The 16852-nt window shown below is 47.7% G+C and carries 18 protein-coding genes; 17 read left to right on the top strand and 1 reads right to left on the bottom strand.

Features of this window, described 5'->3' with window-relative positions:
* Nucleotides 1–60: 60 nt before the first annotated feature.
* From hpt to lysS, 17 genes are all read left to right on the top strand, one after another.
* On the top strand, nucleotides 61–606 hold the full coding sequence (gene hpt / locus NO352_RS22140; protein WP_005545570.1) for a hypoxanthine phosphoribosyltransferase: 546 nt from the start codon (nucleotides 61–63) through the stop codon (nucleotides 604–606).
* 91 nt (nucleotides 607–697) lie between these two features.
* Nucleotides 698–2851, top strand: a complete 2154-nt coding sequence (ftsH, locus tag NO352_RS22145) for an ATP-dependent zinc metalloprotease FtsH (protein WP_289356780.1) — start codon at nucleotides 698–700, stop codon at nucleotides 2849–2851.
* Between the two features lie 365 nt (nucleotides 2852–3216).
* Nucleotides 3217–3354 carry a hypothetical protein gene (locus NO352_RS22150; RefSeq protein WP_157266715.1) on the top strand — a complete coding sequence of 46 codons (138 nt, stop codon included), beginning with the start codon at nucleotides 3217–3219 and terminating at the stop codon, nucleotides 3352–3354.
* 4 nt (nucleotides 3355–3358) lie between these two features.
* Nucleotides 3359–4129, top strand: coding sequence for a type III pantothenate kinase (locus NO352_RS22155; RefSeq protein ID WP_005545574.1), 771 nt, complete (start codon nucleotides 3359–3361; stop codon nucleotides 4127–4129).
* A 61-nt stretch (nucleotides 4130–4190) separates the two neighbouring features.
* Complete coding sequence (gene hslO, locus NO352_RS22160) at nucleotides 4191–5120, top strand: Hsp33 family molecular chaperone HslO (RefSeq protein WP_005545576.1); 930 nt, start codon at nucleotides 4191–4193, stop codon at nucleotides 5118–5120.
* A gap of 56 nt (nucleotides 5121–5176) precedes the next feature.
* Nucleotides 5177–6118, top strand: coding sequence for a SurA N-terminal domain-containing protein (locus NO352_RS22165; RefSeq protein WP_005545578.1), 942 nt, complete (start codon nucleotides 5177–5179; stop codon nucleotides 6116–6118).
* Nucleotides 6119–6318: 200 nt separating this feature from the next.
* On the top strand, nucleotides 6319–7257 hold the full coding sequence (gene cysK / locus NO352_RS22170) for a cysteine synthase A (protein ID WP_163979498.1): 939 nt from the start codon (nucleotides 6319–6321) through the stop codon (nucleotides 7255–7257).
* A gap of 227 nt (nucleotides 7258–7484) precedes the next feature.
* On the top strand, nucleotides 7485–9125 hold the full coding sequence (locus NO352_RS22175; protein WP_289356781.1) for an anthranilate synthase component I family protein: 1641 nt from the start codon (nucleotides 7485–7487) through the stop codon (nucleotides 9123–9125).
* A gap of 49 nt (nucleotides 9126–9174) precedes the next feature.
* Entirely contained in the window at nucleotides 9175–9750 is a 576-nt protein-coding gene (gene pabA, locus NO352_RS22180) for an aminodeoxychorismate/anthranilate synthase component II (RefSeq protein ID WP_289356782.1), read from the top strand.
* Nucleotides 9751–10644, top strand: a complete 894-nt coding sequence (locus tag NO352_RS22185) for an aminotransferase class IV (protein WP_005545589.1) — start codon at nucleotides 9751–9753, stop codon at nucleotides 10642–10644.
* A 110-nt stretch (nucleotides 10645–10754) separates the two neighbouring features.
* Nucleotides 10755–11621, top strand: coding sequence for a dihydropteroate synthase (gene folP / locus NO352_RS22190; RefSeq protein WP_289356783.1), 867 nt, complete (start codon nucleotides 10755–10757; stop codon nucleotides 11619–11621).
* A 44-nt stretch (nucleotides 11622–11665) separates the two neighbouring features.
* Nucleotides 11666–12079, top strand: coding sequence for a dihydroneopterin aldolase (gene folB / locus NO352_RS22195; RefSeq protein ID WP_005545594.1), 414 nt, complete (start codon nucleotides 11666–11668; stop codon nucleotides 12077–12079).
* A gap of 54 nt (nucleotides 12080–12133) precedes the next feature.
* The gene (gene folK, locus NO352_RS22200) at nucleotides 12134–12694 is read left to right on the top strand and encodes a 2-amino-4-hydroxy-6-hydroxymethyldihydropteridine diphosphokinase (RefSeq protein WP_051135103.1); all 561 of its coding nucleotides are present in this window, start codon (nucleotides 12134–12136) and stop codon (nucleotides 12692–12694) included.
* Nucleotides 12652–12852, top strand: coding sequence for a helix-turn-helix domain-containing protein (locus tag NO352_RS22205; RefSeq protein WP_268621183.1), 201 nt, complete (start codon nucleotides 12652–12654; stop codon nucleotides 12850–12852). The genes folK and NO352_RS22205 overlap by 43 nt, the downstream gene beginning before the upstream one ends.
* Before the next feature lie 88 nt (nucleotides 12853–12940).
* Entirely contained in the window at nucleotides 12941–13942 is a 1002-nt protein-coding gene (dusB, locus tag NO352_RS22210) for a tRNA dihydrouridine synthase DusB (RefSeq protein ID WP_005545599.1), read from the top strand.
* A gap of 301 nt (nucleotides 13943–14243) precedes the next feature.
* Nucleotides 14244–14720, top strand: a complete 477-nt coding sequence (greA, locus tag NO352_RS22215) for a transcription elongation factor GreA (RefSeq protein WP_005545600.1) — start codon at nucleotides 14244–14246, stop codon at nucleotides 14718–14720.
* A 223-nt stretch (nucleotides 14721–14943) separates the two neighbouring features.
* The gene (gene lysS / locus NO352_RS22220; protein ID WP_005545602.1) at nucleotides 14944–16449 is read left to right on the top strand and encodes a lysine--tRNA ligase; all 1506 of its coding nucleotides are present in this window, start codon (nucleotides 14944–14946) and stop codon (nucleotides 16447–16449) included.
* A 158-nt stretch (nucleotides 16450–16607) separates the two neighbouring features.
* On the opposite strand, the gene NO352_RS22225 is transcribed toward lysS, so the two are convergent.
* Nucleotides 16608–16852, bottom strand: a 245-nt coding sequence (locus NO352_RS22225; protein WP_289356784.1) for a hypothetical protein, incomplete at its 5' end; no start/stop codon positions are given.

Genomic DNA, 16852 nt, shown 5'->3' on the forward strand with positions numbered 1-16852 from the left:
GCCGCATGGAACGAATAACGTTCACATAAGATTGAGTATTCACAATAGGAGGGCCCATCATTGCAGAACGACATTGAGAAGGTAGTATTTAGTGAGGAGCAGCTTCAAGCAAGAGTAAAGGAACTGGGTGAACAGATTAGCCGCGATTATGCGGGTAAATGTCCGCTCGTTATTTGCGTGCTCAAAGGCGCGTTCATCTTTATGGCCGATTTGGTCAAAAATGTTACAGTACCATTGGAATTGGATTTCATGGCTGTATCCAGTTATGGGGCATCGACGAAGTCGTCGGGTGTGGTACGTATTTTGAAAGACTTGGATGTATCGGTTGAAGGGCGCGATGTCCTCATTGTAGAGGATATTATTGATACAGGGCTGACACTTAGTTACCTTATTGAGGTACTTCAGGGTCGTAAGGCGAACTCGATCCGTGTAGTTACTCTGTTCGATAAGCCTGCACGACGCACCACTAATATGGAAGCAGACTACAAAGGATTCGTCCTGCCGGATGAGTTTATCGTTGGGTACGGACTTGATTTTGCCGAGAAGTACCGCAACCTACCATACATTGGCGTATTGAAGCGTGAGATTTATTCCGACGAGGTGTAAAATCATTCACTCTCATCGCTTGGATGGTCAAGTTGTGATGGCAATACGTGCTATGATACAATAACTTCGTGTCTTTGAGAGGAGGTTGGGGATGAATCGCTTTTTTAAGAACTCTGGTTTTTATCTGATTCTTTTTCTAGTCGTGGTCGGCATTGTCCAATTTATTGGTAACGGCGGAGAAACCACGGAAACCCCGAGATATGACCAGTTTCGCAAAGAGCTAGCGGCCAACAATATAGACGAAATGACGATTCAATATGAAGGTCGAGCATATTTGGTCATCGGTAAATATAAGAAAATTCCAGATGGACAGAAATCTCAGCAGTTTGTAACTTATATTCCAGATAGTTCACCAGCTATTGAGGAGATTATGAAGGCCGATACGGCTCAAGATTCCTTAAAGCTGACTTGGAAGAAGATGGAGGAGCAAAGTCTCTGGCTAACTGTTCTTACTTCCTTCATTCCATTTGTCATTATGTTCATCCTGTTCTTCTTCTTCTTTAATCAGGCTCAAGGTGGCGGCGGCAAGGTTATGAATTTCGGCAAAAGTCGCGCTCGCTTGTATAACGAAGAGAAGAAGCGTGTTACCTTCGAAGATGTAGCAGGGGCGGATGAAGAGAAGCAGGAATTGGTCGAGGTTGTCGAATTCCTTAAGGATCCGCGCAAATTTGCTGCTCTTGGCGCACGTATTCCGAAGGGTGTTCTGTTGAATGGCCCTCCGGGTACAGGTAAAACATTGCTTGCTCGCGCAGTAGCAGGTGAGGCAGGAGTTCCATTCTTTAGCATTTCAGGTTCCGACTTCGTTGAAATGTTTGTCGGTGTCGGCGCATCCCGTGTGCGTGACCTGTTCGAAAATGCGAAGAAAAATGCTCCTTGTATTATTTTTATTGATGAAATTGATGCTGTCGGTCGTCAACGCGGCGCCGGTCTCGGCGGTGGCCATGATGAGCGGGAACAGACTCTTAACCAATTGCTCGTTGAGATGGACGGTTTCGGTGCCAATGAAGGAATTATCATTGTAGCTGCAACGAACCGACCAGATATTCTTGATCCAGCATTGCTCCGTCCAGGTCGTTTCGACCGTCAAATTACAGTGGATCGCCCTGACTTGAAGGGACGGGAAGCTGTGTTGAAGGTTCATGCACGCAACAAGCCGCTGAACAAGGACGTGAAGTTGAATACAATTGCTAAGCGGACAACAGGCTTTACGGGTGCCGACTTGGAGAATTTGCTGAATGAAGCGGCATTGCTTGCAGCTCGCAAGAACCATAAAGACATTACGATGACAGATGTGGACGAAGCGATCGACCGTGTTATCGTAGGTACAGAGAAGCGCAGCCGCATGATCAGCGAACGTGAAAAACGAATTGTCGCGTTCCACGAAGCCGGTCATACCATTATCGGATACTTCTTGGAACATGCAGATATGGTGCATAAGGTTACAATTATTCCTCGTGGACGCGCAGGCGGATACGTCATTATGCTTCCGAAGGAAGATCGCATGCTTACAACGAAGCAAGAGCTTCTTGACAGAATTACCGGCTTGTTAGGCGGCCGTGTAGCTGAGGAATTGTTCATCGGCGAAATCGGTACAGGCGCATATAGCGACTTCCAGCAAGCAACTCGCATTGTACGCAGTATGATTATGGAATACGGCATGAGCGACAAGCTTGGCCCAATGCAGTTCGGTAATCGCCAAGGCGAAGTGTTCCTCGGTCGTGATCTTGGACACGAACAGAACTACTCTGATGCGATTGCTTATGAGATTGATCAAGAAATGCAGCGGATCATCAATGAGTGCTACGAGCGTGCAAAAACATTGCTCACGAAGCATACTCGTGAAGTGAACCTTATTGCGAATACGTTGCTGGAATTGGAAACACTTGAGCTTGATCAAATCAAGCAATTGATTGAAAATGGCCATATTACGGGAGCGAAATCGGATAGCGACGACTCTGGCAACACAACGGGATCAGCTGAAACTTCTTTCACAACGCCGATCATCGAAACGACTGGTGATGTGAAGGTGAACCTCGTTGGCAAGCCGGAGAAGCTTGGCCCTTCGCAATGGGACTCCACAGTTGGAGCTAAGCCGGAAGGCGATATCCCGAACGGAGCTTCGCCAGAGGATTTCCGCAGCAATGAGACGTCAAGCGTTGAACGTCCAGATGCTCCTTCCGAGCAGTCAGATGCGAACACAGAAACGAAAGACAGCACAGATGATAACAAGAACAATAACCAATAGATTAGCCCTCATTCGCCGATTCAGCGATTGTGAAGAGTGCACCTTAGCGTGCACTCTTTTTTTATGATCGTGGAAATATAGGGGGCCGTCCCGATTGTGAATTGACACAGCCATAGGCGTTGTGTAAATTAAGTGTTAATGACTACACTAAGAAGGAACTCATGCATACAGTTGACAAAGGCGTGCCGCGTCGCATGGCATGATAGAATTTTCACTTGAGTGTGGGAGCTTGTACCTGATGGAAATTATGATGTTTCTATAGGTCGTGCGATTATAACCTGTCATCGTACAACGTTGTCACCGTTGATGATGCGTCATGCAGGGATCCATATTCCTGCTAGTTGCGTATTAGGAAGACATCAAGATTGAAGCAGCGGGCGAGTTCGCGCTCTACCGTTCGCGGCAAAGCGTTGATCGATGTCGATGTCATTTCCGTTACAAGCGTTTCCATATTTATAACGGTCGACATCAATCTTGACTTGAATGCGAAGAAAGAGGGATAGAACTGTGATTCTCGTTATCGATGTAGGAAATACAAATATTGTTCTAGGTGTATATCAACAGGAGACGCTGCAGCATTTTTGGAGGCTGTCAACGAATCGCCAAGCCACGGCTGATGAATATGGCGTCATGATCCATAACTTATTTTCACTTGCAGGACTTTCTGTTAAGGATATCGACGGGGTTATTATATCGTCTGTCGTTCCACCAATTATGTCTACGATGGAATTATTGTGTGAAACATACTTATACAAGACACCGCTTATCGTTGGTCCGGGTGTGAAAACTGGTTTGAACATTCGTTATGAGAATCCGCGTGAGGTAGGGGCCGATCGCATCGTGAATGCGGTAGCAGCCATTGAGCAGTATGGCGGCGAGATGCCGCTTGTTGTTGTGGATTTCGGGACGGCAACGACATTTGATGTCATTGATGTGCAAGGCAATTATTTGGGTGGTGCTATTGTGCCGGGGATTGGTATCTCGACGGAAGCGCTCTACCAACGTGCGGCGAAGCTGCCCCGCATTGAGCTGACGAAGCCGAAGTCTGTTATCGGCCGCAATACAGTTCATTCCATGCAAGCAGGCATTATCTTTGGTTATGCTGGTCAGGTTGATGGAATCGTCGATCGCATAAGTCAGGAATTAGGGGCACAACCTAAGGTGGTAGCTACGGGCGGTCTGGCAGATCTGATTGCAAGTGAATCACGCACGATCGACACTACGAATCCGTTGCTTACGCTTGAAGGGCTGCGTCTCATTTACAATCGCAATCAATAATATAGAGAATCGTTGTAAACTGTCATTCGTTTAAAAATATGCAAGGCAACAGGAGGCACTCATGGAAGAGAGTAAGGAACAACAGAACGTCACACAAGGTGCAGCTCAAGATATGCTTATCCGTGGAACTGGACTGGGTGGGAAGGTTCGTATTTTTGCGGCGCGCACGACAGGATTGGTCAATGAGCTGCAACGTCGTCATGGTACATACCCAACGGCAACAGCAGCATTGGGACGTACGGTAACTGCTGCAGCAATGATGGGTGCTATGCTGAAGGGTGAGGAGAAGCTCACGGTTCAGGTAAAGGGAGACGGTCCTATCGGACAAGTCGTTGCAGATGCCAATGCACGTGGAGAGGTTCGGGGCTACGTTACGCATCCCCAAGTTCATTTGGCAAGCAACGCTGAAGGCAAGCTGGATGTTGCGGGAGCAGTAGGCCGCAGCGGTTTCATTCATATTACGAAGGATTTAGGTTTGAAGGAGCCTTACCGTGGAAGCTCCCCGATTATTTCGGGAGAACTGGGAGAAGATTTTACGTATTACTTCGCAACATCAGAGCAGACACCATCCGCAGTTGGACTTGGTGTGCTTGTCGATACGGACAGCTCGGTACTTCATGCAGGCGGCTTTATTATCCAGTTGCTTCCAGGTTTGTCTGATGGAGAGATTACCGAAATTGAGCGATCATTAAGCATGCTGCCGCCGGTAACAGCTTTGCTTGATCAAGGTATGGAGCTTGATGAGCTCGTAACATGGATCGTGAAGGACGTAAACATTATGGATCGGATGCCGATTGTATTCCAATGCCAGTGCTCAAGAGAACGCGTGGAGAGTACGCTTATCAGCTTGGGACAGGAAGAACTGCAGACGATTATCGATGAAGATCACAAGGCAGAAGTTGTATGTCATTTCTGCAATGAGTCATACAAATTCAATCGTGATGATTTAGAGAAACTGGTTGCGGCAGCGACAAAGAAAAAGCAGTCATAAGGGAAGTGTAAGCGCAGGCGCGTTAAAGGAAATACGAGGTAAGGGAAGCAAGCGATATGACGAGAGAAGTCAAGAGCTTATGGGGCTGCATTATTGTACTGTTTGCCTGTGTAATTGTGCTTGCAGGCATTCTGATTTTACGGCTTGACGTCCCGGTCAAGTCACCCGAGGCTGCTTCCTCCGATTCCTCATCCGTCGTTGCGTCAGTAGGAACGCATAAGATTACGCGTGCACAATGGAATAGAGAATTGGAGCAGCAGTACGGTGGGTTAGTGCTGGAGCAGATGCTGACGAACCGAGCGGCAGACCAAGAGGCGAAGTCGTTAGGTATTGAGGTGACTTCCGAAGAAGTTACCCGAGAGATTAAGCGTCAAATGAAGGGTTATGAGAGTGAGGAAGCTTACTTTCAAGCCATGAAAGAACAACTGGGAATGAGCCCAGAGCAATTGAGTCAAGACATGCGCAATCAACTCCTATTGGAAAAAATCGCAACGTACGGCATTGATATTGGTGATGCTGATATCGACGAGTATATGCGTGAACATAAGGGCGAGTATGAACCTGTAAACTCCTATCAAGTAGCACATATTACGGTATCAAACAAAACCGATGCTGAAGCGATTCTTGATCGTATTAAGCAAGGCGAAGATTTCCCTTCACTCGCGGGAGAACTCTCGCTTGACTCCTTCTCATCACAGCAAGGTGGACGAATGGGCTGGATCGATGAGGATGATCCATTCTTGGATCATGCGGAGCTGAATCAAGTGTCTCAGATGGATGTCGGCGACATTTCTCCGCCAGTTAAGATTAAGGATGGCTATGCCATTATTAATTTGGTTGGCAAGAGGGAAGTTAGGCCTGAACAGCATGACGAAATGCGAGAGCGTGTTCGTAAAGAAATCGCGTTAGAGAAAACTCCACCATTGGTGCAGTGGCGAAAAGCATTACGTGAGAAGTATGGCGCAGCCATTGCAGACACAGCATTTACAACTGAGTGAGATGGCATGAATGGCGGTCCGCCAGAATAAGATGACTTATTCTGGCGGGCTGCTTTTTTTCTGCCTCTTATCGAGAGAATAGCGAATAATTTTGGGAGGTCTATTGACATTCGACAAATGGCTTGCTAATATTGATTAAAACCTAGTGAATTAGTCGGAAATATAAATTTAATTCCTATTAACCTATGGGAGGGCTCTCTATGCCAAGAATCGTCAATAGCGTAACCGAACTAATCGGGGATACTCCACTTGTACGTCTGAATCGAATTGTACCGGAAGATAGCGCGGAAATCTATGTAAAGCTGGAATATCAGAATCCGGGCTCTAGTGTTAAAGACCGGATAGCAATAAGTATGATTGAGGTTGCCGAGCAAGAAGGCATTTTGAAGCCTGGGGATACAATTGTAGAGCCAACAAGCGGCAATACAGGCATTGGTCTTGCAATGGTGGCTGCTGCGAAAGGATATAAGGCCATTCTGGTTATGCCTGAGACGATGAGCATCGAGCGCCGCAATCTCCTGCGAGCTTATGGAGCTGAGCTTGTTTTGACTCCGGGAGCAGAAGGGATGAACGGTGCGGTTCGCAAGGCGGAAGAGCTAGCACAAGAGAACCCTACTTATTTCATTCCTCAACAATTTAAAAACCAAGCGAACGTGAAGATTCACCGAGAAACGACAGGTCCGGAAATTGTCGAAGCTATTCAATCGTTGGATGGCAAGCTGGATGCGTTTATCGCAGGAATTGGCACCGGAGGAACGATTTCGGGAGCAGGTGAAGTGCTGAAGGAGAACTTCCCTGGAATCCGAATTGCGGCCGTCGAACCAGCGGCATCTCCATTATTGTCTGGAGGCAAGCCGGGGCCGCACAAAATCCAAGGAATTGGAGCTAACTTCATACCAGATATTTTAAACCGCGATATCTACGATCAGATTATTACGGTTGAAAACGAAGATGCATTTGAAACAGCGCGTCGCGTTGCGAAGGAGGAAGGCATCTTAGTCGGCATTTCCTCTGGTGCAGCGATCTATGCTGCCCTGCAGATTGCAAAGGAGTTGGGAACCGGCAAGCGCATTGTCGCTGTCGTTCCAAGCAACGGAGAGCGTTACTTGAGCACACCGTTATTTAATTTCGAAGATTAACGCATGTATCCCCTTATCCGGTAACGTGTACGGTAGCGAAGGCTGCTGAGCGCAGGACTGTGATGAGGGGATTTTTATATCCGGTAAAATGCAAAAAATGTAAGACGGTCGTCTTTTCATCCGAAGCCCCATTGTTTATACTAATCAGTAATCTGATGACGTTTATCATCCAGGAGGAATTGGGATCGATAAACAGGGATGATGGATTAGGATAAAGAGGTGGAAATGTGATTGAATCAGCAGTGGTAAGTGGACAGGCGCTTATTGCACGGGAGCAATGGCACCGTTTTATCGATAATCAATATACGATACTTCCTTATGTGACCAAATATGATCTGGAGCCAGGAAGCACGCATATCTCTTCCTGGGAGTCTGCATGGGCGGGAGCTGGATCGTACACTTTTGTACTTGAGAGTGGTAAGGGTGGACGCTACACAATTGTAGGGATAAATCCTGCATCTATGATAAGGGGGAAGGGACGTACGGCTCAGGTTATAATGTCAGACGGAACTGAGCTGACGCATGAGGGGACCCCGTTAGAAATGTTGAAGGAATGGATGTCTCCTTATCGAGCGCCTCGAATCACAGGACTGCCCGATTTCACTGGCGGATGTGTTGGTTATATAAGCTATGATATTGCCAGATCGATCGAACGGCTTCCCGAGCTAGCAGAGGATGACCTGAATTTGCCGGACTTTGTATTTATGCAAATGAATGAGCTCTGGATCATTGATCATAAGGAACAGGCATTGTATTGTGCAGTCATGACAGAATCCGACTCGTCTTCTATATCGATGTCCAAGCGCCAAGCAGCGAATGGCTCGACCGCATGTGGATCTCTTGATGAAAATGTTGAGTGGGCTTCAGTACACTATGCGCTTGCTGAACAGCGTGCGTACAAGATGAAGGAGCAGTGGGACACATGGTGGGAAGCTGGTAATACGGAGAAGACGAAGGAGGCTGTGCAGCGTCGCCAACGATGGTTGAAAGAAGACCATAATCTTGAAATGGATGCACTGCAAGGTGTACAGACCGCATTCCCTAAGGAGAATTTCGAGAAGGCTGTAAGGCAGATCCAACAGTATATTTGTCAGGGCGATGTATTTCAGGTAAACCTCTCCATGAGACAGACGCGAACCCTGCGCGAAACCCCGGAACGGCTCTATGAATGGCTGAGGGTGCTAAACCCATCTCCCTACATGGGCTTGCTCCGTTTCCCAGACTTCCAACTCGTATCCTGTTCTCCAGAGCTGCTGGTTAGCATGAAGCAAGGTGAGATCAGCACTCGTCCAATCGCAGGTACGAGACGCAGAGGGCATAATCTAGAAGAGGATGCGCGTATGGCGGAGGAGCTGCGTACGAACGAGAAGGAACGGGCGGAGCACATTATGCTCGTTGATTTGGAGCGCAACGATGTTGGTCGTATTTCAGAGTATGGATCTGTACGGGTTGAAGAGCTGATGGCGATCGAGTATTATTCGCATGTGATGCATTTGGTATCTGAAGTGAAGGGAAAGTTGGCGGCGGGCAAGGATGCCTTTGATGTGCTTCGTGCGACATTTCCAGGGGGGACGATTACAGGAGCACCCAAGGTACGCACGATGGAAATCATTGAGGAACTGGAGCCTGTTCGCAGAGGTCCGTATACAGGGTCATTCGGTTGGATTGACTATAATGGCGACATGGAATTTAATATAATTATCCGTACCATGACAGTGAAGGATGGTGTCGGACATATTCAAGCGGGAGCGGGTATCGTTATCGATTCCAATCCAGAGCGCGAGTATAAGGAGAGCTGGAACAAGGCAAAGGCCTTGTGGAAAGCTGTGCAGCTGAGCGAACGCGACATGATGGAGCGGGGAGACTAGATTAGTGAAGGCGTGCTGATCGGCACGACTGAGAGAGGATGAGCATAGCATGATACTTGTTATCGATAATTATGATTCTTTTACGTATAACCTGGTACAGTATTTAGGAGAGCTTGGAGAAGAGATACAAGTATATCGCAATGACGAGATCGACATTCAAGGTATCGAGAAGCTTCAGCCCGATCATTTGCTGCTGTCGCCTGGGCCATGCACACCAAATGAAGCGGGGATCACATTGGACGTAATCGCGCATTTTAAAGGTAAGATTCCTATCTTTGGCGTATGCTTAGGTCATCAGGCCATCGGACAGGCTTTTGGCGGCAAGGTTGTAAGGGCACAACGATTGATGCACGGAAAGACATCCCCTATTTATCATGAGCAGCAGTCTGTTTTTGAAGGGCTTCCTAGTCCATTTACAGCAACACGATATCATTCACTGCTGGTGGATCGGGGGTCGCTGCCCGATTGCCTTGAGATTACAGCTACTACGGAAGAAGGCGAAATTATGGGTCTTCGACACAAGGAATATCCGATTGAGGGAGTTCAATTCCATCCGGAGTCCATAATTACAGATCATGGACATCAGATGCTGCGCAACTTCTTGAAGAAGAGGGTAGGCAGCTAAATGGATATCATCGGGTGGAATGGGAAGGTAGTACCAGTTGATCAAGCCGCGGTTTCGGTAATGGACCACGGCTTTTTATACGGAATGACTTTGTTTGAAACGATGCGAACATATGGAGGAAGGCCATTTTTGCTGGAACGGCATATGGAACGGCTGACATCGGCTTGCAATATACTTGGCATTGATTATAGGATGGATACCATACAGATAGAGCAGGTAGAGCGCCACATACGAGAGGTCATGGATGCGAATGGCTTGAAAGAAGCGTACGTTCGTTATACCGTGAGTGCAGGCGAGAATGGGTTTGGGCTGCCGATCGGAGAGTATGTACGCCCAAATGTGCTCGTGCTAGTGAAGCCGTTGCCTGCATTCCTTGATGAACTGTATGAACAGGGAAAGCCGCTGCAGTTGCTTCATACAAGACGAAACGGGCCAGAAGCAGATGTTCGCTTTAAGTCGGGCCAATACATGAATAATATCGTTGCTAAGCGCGAACTGGTGCGATTGAATAGCTCTGCGCAAGGAGCGGAAGGTCTTATGTTGGATCAGAACGGTCATATATCGGAAGGCATTGTGAGCAATGTGTTCTTTGTACAGGATGGACGTCTATATACACCGGATTTATCGACTGGCATACTGCCAGGCATTACAAGACAGTGGGTTATTGAGCTTGCTGGACAAGCGAATATCGATGTAGAGGAAGGGAAGTATGAATGGAAGCGGCTCTGGCATGCAGATGAGGTGTTCTTAACAACCTCGGTGCAAGAGCTGGTGCCGGTTACTTCCCTCATTGATACGGAAGGTCAGGCGAAGCAATTGGGCGGCGGGCAAGCGGGCGATTGCACGCGTATGCTGTTGAGCTTGTATCGCGCCACCACTGTACGCATCATATAGACCGGAGTAGGAATTACACGAGCCCTTAGGGGATTTAATATGCCGTGTCTAGGCAGTTGGATTGCATGTACCAATCCGACCATCCAGGACGGTAGAGAGGGGATGCAAGTATGTTGCAACCGACGTTTTGGAAGCACACGTATACATGGGATCAGGCTAAATTGACTTTAGGCAAGCGAACCTTGGTGCAAGGTATATTAAATGTAACGCCAGATTCCTTTTCCGACGGAGGCTGTTATGATCGAATAGATCGTGCGTTGGCACACGCAAAGGAAATGGTTGCGCAGGGAGCGGACATTATCGATATTGGCGGAGAGTCCACGCGACCCGGCCATGAACCAGTTGGGCAGGAAGAGGAGCTACGGCGGGTAATTCCCGTGATTGAGGCGCTTCAAGAAGCAATGCCCCATATTCCATTGTCTATTGACACGTATAAGGCGGAAGTCGGTAGACGGGCTTTAGAAGCGGGAGCGCATATTCTAAATGATATTTGGGGCTGCAAGCGCGAGCCGGAAATGGCCCGTGTAGCTGCTAACTATGGTTGCCCTATCATTTTGATGCACAACCGCCCGGAGCGGAAATACGAACGTTATGTAGATGATGTAAAGAGGGATCTGCTGGAGAGTGTGGCAATTGCGAAGACGGCTGGTGTTGAAGATCAGAATATATGGCTGGATCCGGGAATCGGATTTGCGAAAGATTACGAGGACAATTTGATGCTCATGCACCATTTGGATGAGCTTGTTGAACTCGGATACCCCGTATTGCTGGGGACATCACGCAAGCGGTTCATTCGCGAGACGCTTCAGCTTCCGGTGGATGCTTTGATTCACGGGACGGCAGCTACCGTATCAATTGGCGTGGCACAGGGCTGCCAGATTGTGCGCGTGCATGATGTAGGGGAAATCGTGCAGACCGTTCGTATGTGTGATGCTATGTTATACCCGAGAGAACGGATGGAAGCTGCGGAGCAATAATGATATAACATAACCCTAAATTGGTGTAGAAGGGGAGAATAGTGATGGTAAGTACAAAAGTATCGCGGCCTGACCGTATGCAGTTGCACGGAATGGAGCTGTTCGGGCGCCATGGTGTATTTGAAGAGGAACGGAAATTGGGACAACGCTGGATTGTCGATCTAGATTTGCAGGTAGATTTGCGCGAAGCTGGTAGATCTGATCAGTTGGAGTATTCGATTAACTATGCTGAAATATACAATACGGTTAAGCACATTGTCGAAGAGGAATCCTACCAGCTTGTCGAAGCGATTACAGAACGTATTGCAGCTGTTCTCCTAGAGACGTATTCGCTAATCAGAGAAGCAACCGTTCGCGTGACAAAGCCTCACCCACCGTTCGACATTCATTTCCGAGGCGTAACGATTGAAATGACGAGAGTTCGGGCGGAAGCGAACCCAACCGGGAGCGAGGCATAACAGATGAATGAAGTAAAGAAGAAGCATCGCGAAATAAAGCTGGACTTCGCAGGAATGGATAGCGAGACGGTGACACATACTGGAGAGCAGACTGCTTATATTGCGCTCGGTTCCAATATTGGCGTACGGGAGCGGGCTTTGTATGATGCATTGTCGTTTCTGCATGGACATGGACAAATACATGTTGCAAGCTGCTCTGCAATATATGAGACCGATCCGGTTGGATATGAGGATCAGCCTGCCTTTCTAAACATGACGGCTTGTGTTCGGACAACATTGCAGCCTGATGAGCTGCTGAAGGCGATGCTTGCGATTGAGAAGCAAATGGGGCGCGTGCGGGATGTTCGTTGGGGCCCGCGCATCATTGATTTGGATTTGCTGTGGATGGGCGAGACTTCGTGGAATACAGACCTGCTTACATTGCCGCATCCTCGTATGGGAGAGCGGCTGTTCGTACTCGTGCCGCTTGCTGATATTGTTCCGGAGTCGGCTGTCGAATTGCACGCATTCGTTCATCATGCCTTGGGAACACTGGATGGGAAGGAAGGTATTCGGAAGTGGAGTCCTTGCAAGTGGCCAAGCGAATCCGGGCTTTCCGCAAGCTTAGGGGATTAACACAGCAGCAATTGTCTGATCGCGTGCGTATCTCTGTATCTGTGCTCGGTGAAATCGAGCGGGGACATCGAAAAATCGATGAACAGATGATGAATGAAATTTGCAAGCAATTAAATATTTCACATGATGAACTGGCATCACCGGGTTCCTTTCGGTAAAATGGAACATTGGTAATCCTGTTTTATATATAACTGTGAGGCTTATGGGGTCTCATGGATAAGGATAGAGTTGAAAGGAGTGCGAGCTATGCTGAAAATTGCAAATATCGAAATGAAAAACCAAGTTGTGCTTGCGCCCATGGCAGGGGTGTGCAACCCTGCCTTCCGTCTCATTGCGAAGGAATTCGGCTGCGGACTCGTATGCGCAGAAATGGTTAGTGACAAGGCTCTTGTACATGGCAATGAGCGTACCCGCGAGATGCTGTATGTAGATGATCGGGAGAAGCCGCTTAGTCTGCAGATTTTTGGCGGGGATCGCAAATCGCTCGTCGAAGCTGCCAAAATTGTCGATAAAGATTCAAATGCCGATATTATTGATATCAACATGGGATGCCCTGTACCGAAGGTCACGAAGTGCGATGCAGGTGCCCGTTGGCTTCTTAACCCAGAGAAAATATACGAGATGGTGTCGGCCGTTGTTGATGCTGTCGATAAACCAGTTACGGTTAAGATGAGAATCGGCTGGGATCACGATCATATTTATGTCGTGGAAAATGCTAAGGCAGTTGAGCGAGCTGGCGGTCAAGCGGTTAGCGTGCATGGACGTACGCGCGAGCAGCTGTATACCGGTCAAGCGGACTGGAGCTATATCCGCCAAGTTAAGGAAAATGTCTCAATTCCGGTTATCGGCAACGGGGATGTGTTCTCTCCGGAAGACGCGAAGCGTATGCTGGAAGAAACAGGATGCGACGGCGTCATGATCGGACGCGGTGCACTGGGCAATCCGTGGATGCTGTACCGCACGATTGAGTATTTGACGACTGGCGAGCTGCTCCCAGATCCATCTGCAGAAGAGAAGGTTCGTATTGCGCTTGTTCATATGGATCGCCTCATTGCGCTTAAAGGCGAGCAGGTTGCGGTGAAGGAGATGCGCAAGCATCTGGCATGGTACTTGAAGGGATTGCCTTCTGCCGCGCGTGTGAAAGATGCCATCATGGAAGAGACACGTCGCGACGAAGTTGCCCGCATGCTGGAGGAGTATGTACGTCAAGTGAATGAGAAGCAAGAGGCTGAATCTACGGTACAGTAAATGGCACAATAGAAGCTGTTGCGGGCGCACGCTCAGGGTATCGAAGCGTTTTCAAGGGCATGTGCTGTCTCATTGACTTTTGCAAATCCATCCCATATAATTCAACAATAGAAAATTGGCCTCGGGCTTGGTGTATATTACACGGCTATGTATGACAAAGAACGACCAAGTTGTGGAGTCATGATGTGGCAATCAAGCCATATGATGAACTATAGCATTCGCATCGGCTGCATTCGCATCGATCGTTGTTGGCGGCCCTGAGGCTGGATGCGAAATATATCATGACAGGAGAATCGGTAAGATGAGCGATAAAGAAGTCATTCTGACCCAGGACGGTCTGAAGAAGCTGGAGGATGAGCTTGAAAACCTCAAATCCGTTAAACGTCGTGAAGTGGCAGAGCGGATTAAAGTAGCGATCGGCTACGGCGACATCAGCGAGAACTCCGAATATGAAGATGCGAAGAATGAACAGGCATTCATTGAAGGTCGTATCATTACATTGGAAAAAATGCTTCGCAACGCGCGCATTATTAACAACGATGAAATTGATACAGATATCGTAAGCATCGGATCTACTGTTATCGTAGAAGACTTGGAATTCGGCGACAAGATGGAATATACAATTGTCGGTACTGCTGAATCCGATCCATTGAAGAACCGGATTTCGAATGAAAGCCCGGTAGGTAAAGCAATTTTGGGTAAGCAAAAGGGCACAACTGTGGATGTGAACGTTCCAGCAGGTGTGATTCAATACAAAATTCTCGAGATTAAGCGCTAATCATCTGCGGTATCGCAGCATGCAGCGCCAAGCATGAGAAGTTGGGATGAAAGCTTCCATACATGGAAGCTTTTTTCACCAAATGAGCGGTATGATGAAGTGTGGGCAATGTTCCCTCTTTTTCATGAAAAGAAATGAAAGAACATGAAAGCTAAGTTCAGTTCAAGCATTTATCATATATCATGGAATATTGCGATTTAATGTATACAAGGAGTGGAGTGAAATGACGGACGTCGTCAATCAAGAAACGGAATTAAGTGAATTGCTGCAAATTCGCCGCAACAAATTGGACGAGCTTCGGAAGCTGGGCGTAGATCCGTTCGGTACAAAATACGAGCGTACAACAACTGCCAAAGAAGTGTTGGATAAGTATGACGGGATGGAGAAGGAAGAGCTTCAGGAATCCGGCATTGAGGTCAGCCTGGCAGGGCGTATCATGGCAAAGCGCGGTATGGGCAAAGCTAGCTTTGCGCACATTCAGGACTTGTCCGGCCGTATTCAAATTTATGTTCGTCAAGATACAATCGATGAGAAGAAATTTGAAGCTTACAGCCTGCTTGACCTAGGAGACATCATTGGTGTTCGTGGTACGGTATTCAAAACGAAGACAGGTGAATTGTCCATTAAAGTGCTGGAGCTTGAGATTTTGTCGAAGTCGCTCTTGCCGCTTCCAGAAAAATATCATGGCTTGAAGGACGTGGAAATGCGTTACCGTCAGCGCTATGTTGACTTGATTATGAACCCGGATGTTCAGCAGACGTTCGTCACTCGCTCGCGCATTATTCAATCGATGCGTCGCTATTTGGATTCCCATGGCTACTTGGAAGTGGAAACACCGACACTCCATGCAATTGCTGGTGGTGCGGCGGCGCGTCCGTTCATCACGCATCATAATGCACTCGACATGACACTCTACATGCGTATTGCGATTGAGCTCCACTTGAAGCGTTTGATCGTAGGCGGATTGGAGAAAGTGTATGAAATCGGACGCGTATATCGCAACGAAGGGATTTCAACACGCCACAATCCAGAATTCACGATGATTGAATTATATGAGGCATACGCAGATTACAACGATATCATGAACCTGACGGAAAATCTGGTTGCGCATATTGCACAAGAAGTGTTAGGTACAACGAAGATCCAGTATCAGAACCACGAAGTTGATCTGACGCCGCAATGGCGCCGTGTATCGATGGTGGATGCAGTTAAAGAAGTAAAAGGCGTTGATTTCTCTGCGCAGATGACTGATGAAGAAGCGCATCGCATAGCGAAGGAACACAATGTGAAGGTAGAGCCGCACTACACATTCGGTCATATTCTGAATGCATTCTTCGAAGAGTTCGTAGAAGAAACATTGATTCAGCCTACATTCGTAACGGGTCATCCGGTTGAAATTTCTCCGCTTGCGAAGAAGAATGACAAGGATCCACGCTTCACAGATCGCTTCGAGCTGTTCATCGTTGCGCGTGAGCATGCGAATGCATTCTCCGAGCTTAATGATCCAATTGATCAGCGTCAACGCTTTGAGGCGCAATTGGAAGAGCGTGAGCACGGTAATGATGAAGCACATGAAATGGACGATGACTTCATTCGTGCATTGGAATACGGCATGCCGCCAACAGGTGGACTTGGTATCGGTGTCGATCGACTCGTTATGCTGTTGACGAATGCACCGTCTATCCGTGATGTGCTATTGTTCCCTCATATGCGTGAGCGCAGCAACTAAGCTAACGTGTTACTATAAGAAGGATCGAATCCTAGACGGCAAGTCTGGACTCGATCCTCTTTTGTTGTTTGGATAAGCAGATGGCCTGATGAGGCCGATGTACTATTGATACATTGACAACGTCTATTAAATAATAACGATCGGGTAGGTTGTTTGAATTAAATCAAATAACATGAGGTTTTGTTGGCCGAAAAGCTTATGCTAAAAGGGTTTCCTACATGTAGAGAGAAGAAAAAAGAATAAAATTCAAAAAGTAATTTTTTACCTGTTGCATGCTGTTGGTGGTCGTGATATATTATATGAGTCGCCGCTGAGAGACGCGGTGGACGAAAGCGAAAGAGGCGATAAGCCGAAGCGCTGGAATGAAGATTGTTCTTTGAAAACTGAACAACGAGCAACGTTT

This window comes from Paenibacillus sp. S-12 (genome assembly GCF_030363895.1).
Taxonomy (GTDB): domain Bacteria; phylum Bacillota; class Bacilli; order Paenibacillales; family Paenibacillaceae; genus Paenibacillus_B; species Paenibacillus_B alvei.

Bases quoted from the DNA above. Each gene is read 5' to 3' on its own strand.
- NO352_RS22185 (WP_005545589.1), top strand. From the start codon at position 9,751: ATGGATATCATCGGGTGGAATGGGAAGGTAGTACCAGTTGATCAAGCC.
- greA (WP_005545600.1), top strand. From the start codon at position 14,244: ATGAGCGATAAAGAAGTCATTCTGACCCAGGACGGTCTGAAGAAGCTG.
- cysK (WP_163979498.1), top strand. From the start codon at position 6,319: ATGCCAAGAATCGTCAATAGCGTAACCGAACTAATCGGGGATACTCCA.
- ftsH (WP_289356780.1), top strand. From the start codon at position 698: ATGAATCGCTTTTTTAAGAACTCTGGTTTTTATCTGATTCTTTTTCTA.
- folB (WP_005545594.1), top strand. From the start codon at position 11,666: ATGGTAAGTACAAAAGTATCGCGGCCTGACCGTATGCAGTTGCACGGA.
- folK (WP_051135103.1), top strand. From the start codon at position 12,134: ATGGATAGCGAGACGGTGACACATACTGGAGAGCAGACTGCTTATATT.
- NO352_RS22165 (WP_005545578.1), top strand. From the start codon at position 5,177: ATGACGAGAGAAGTCAAGAGCTTATGGGGCTGCATTATTGTACTGTTT.
- pabA (WP_289356782.1), top strand. From the start codon at position 9,175: ATGATACTTGTTATCGATAATTATGATTCTTTTACGTATAACCTGGTA.
- lysS (WP_005545602.1), top strand. From the start codon at position 14,944: ATGACGGACGTCGTCAATCAAGAAACGGAATTAAGTGAATTGCTGCAA.
- folP (WP_289356783.1), top strand. From the start codon at position 10,755: ATGTTGCAACCGACGTTTTGGAAGCACACGTATACATGGGATCAGGCT.
- hslO (WP_005545576.1), top strand. From the start codon at position 4,191: ATGGAAGAGAGTAAGGAACAACAGAACGTCACACAAGGTGCAGCTCAA.
- dusB (WP_005545599.1), top strand. From the start codon at position 12,941: ATGCTGAAAATTGCAAATATCGAAATGAAAAACCAAGTTGTGCTTGCG.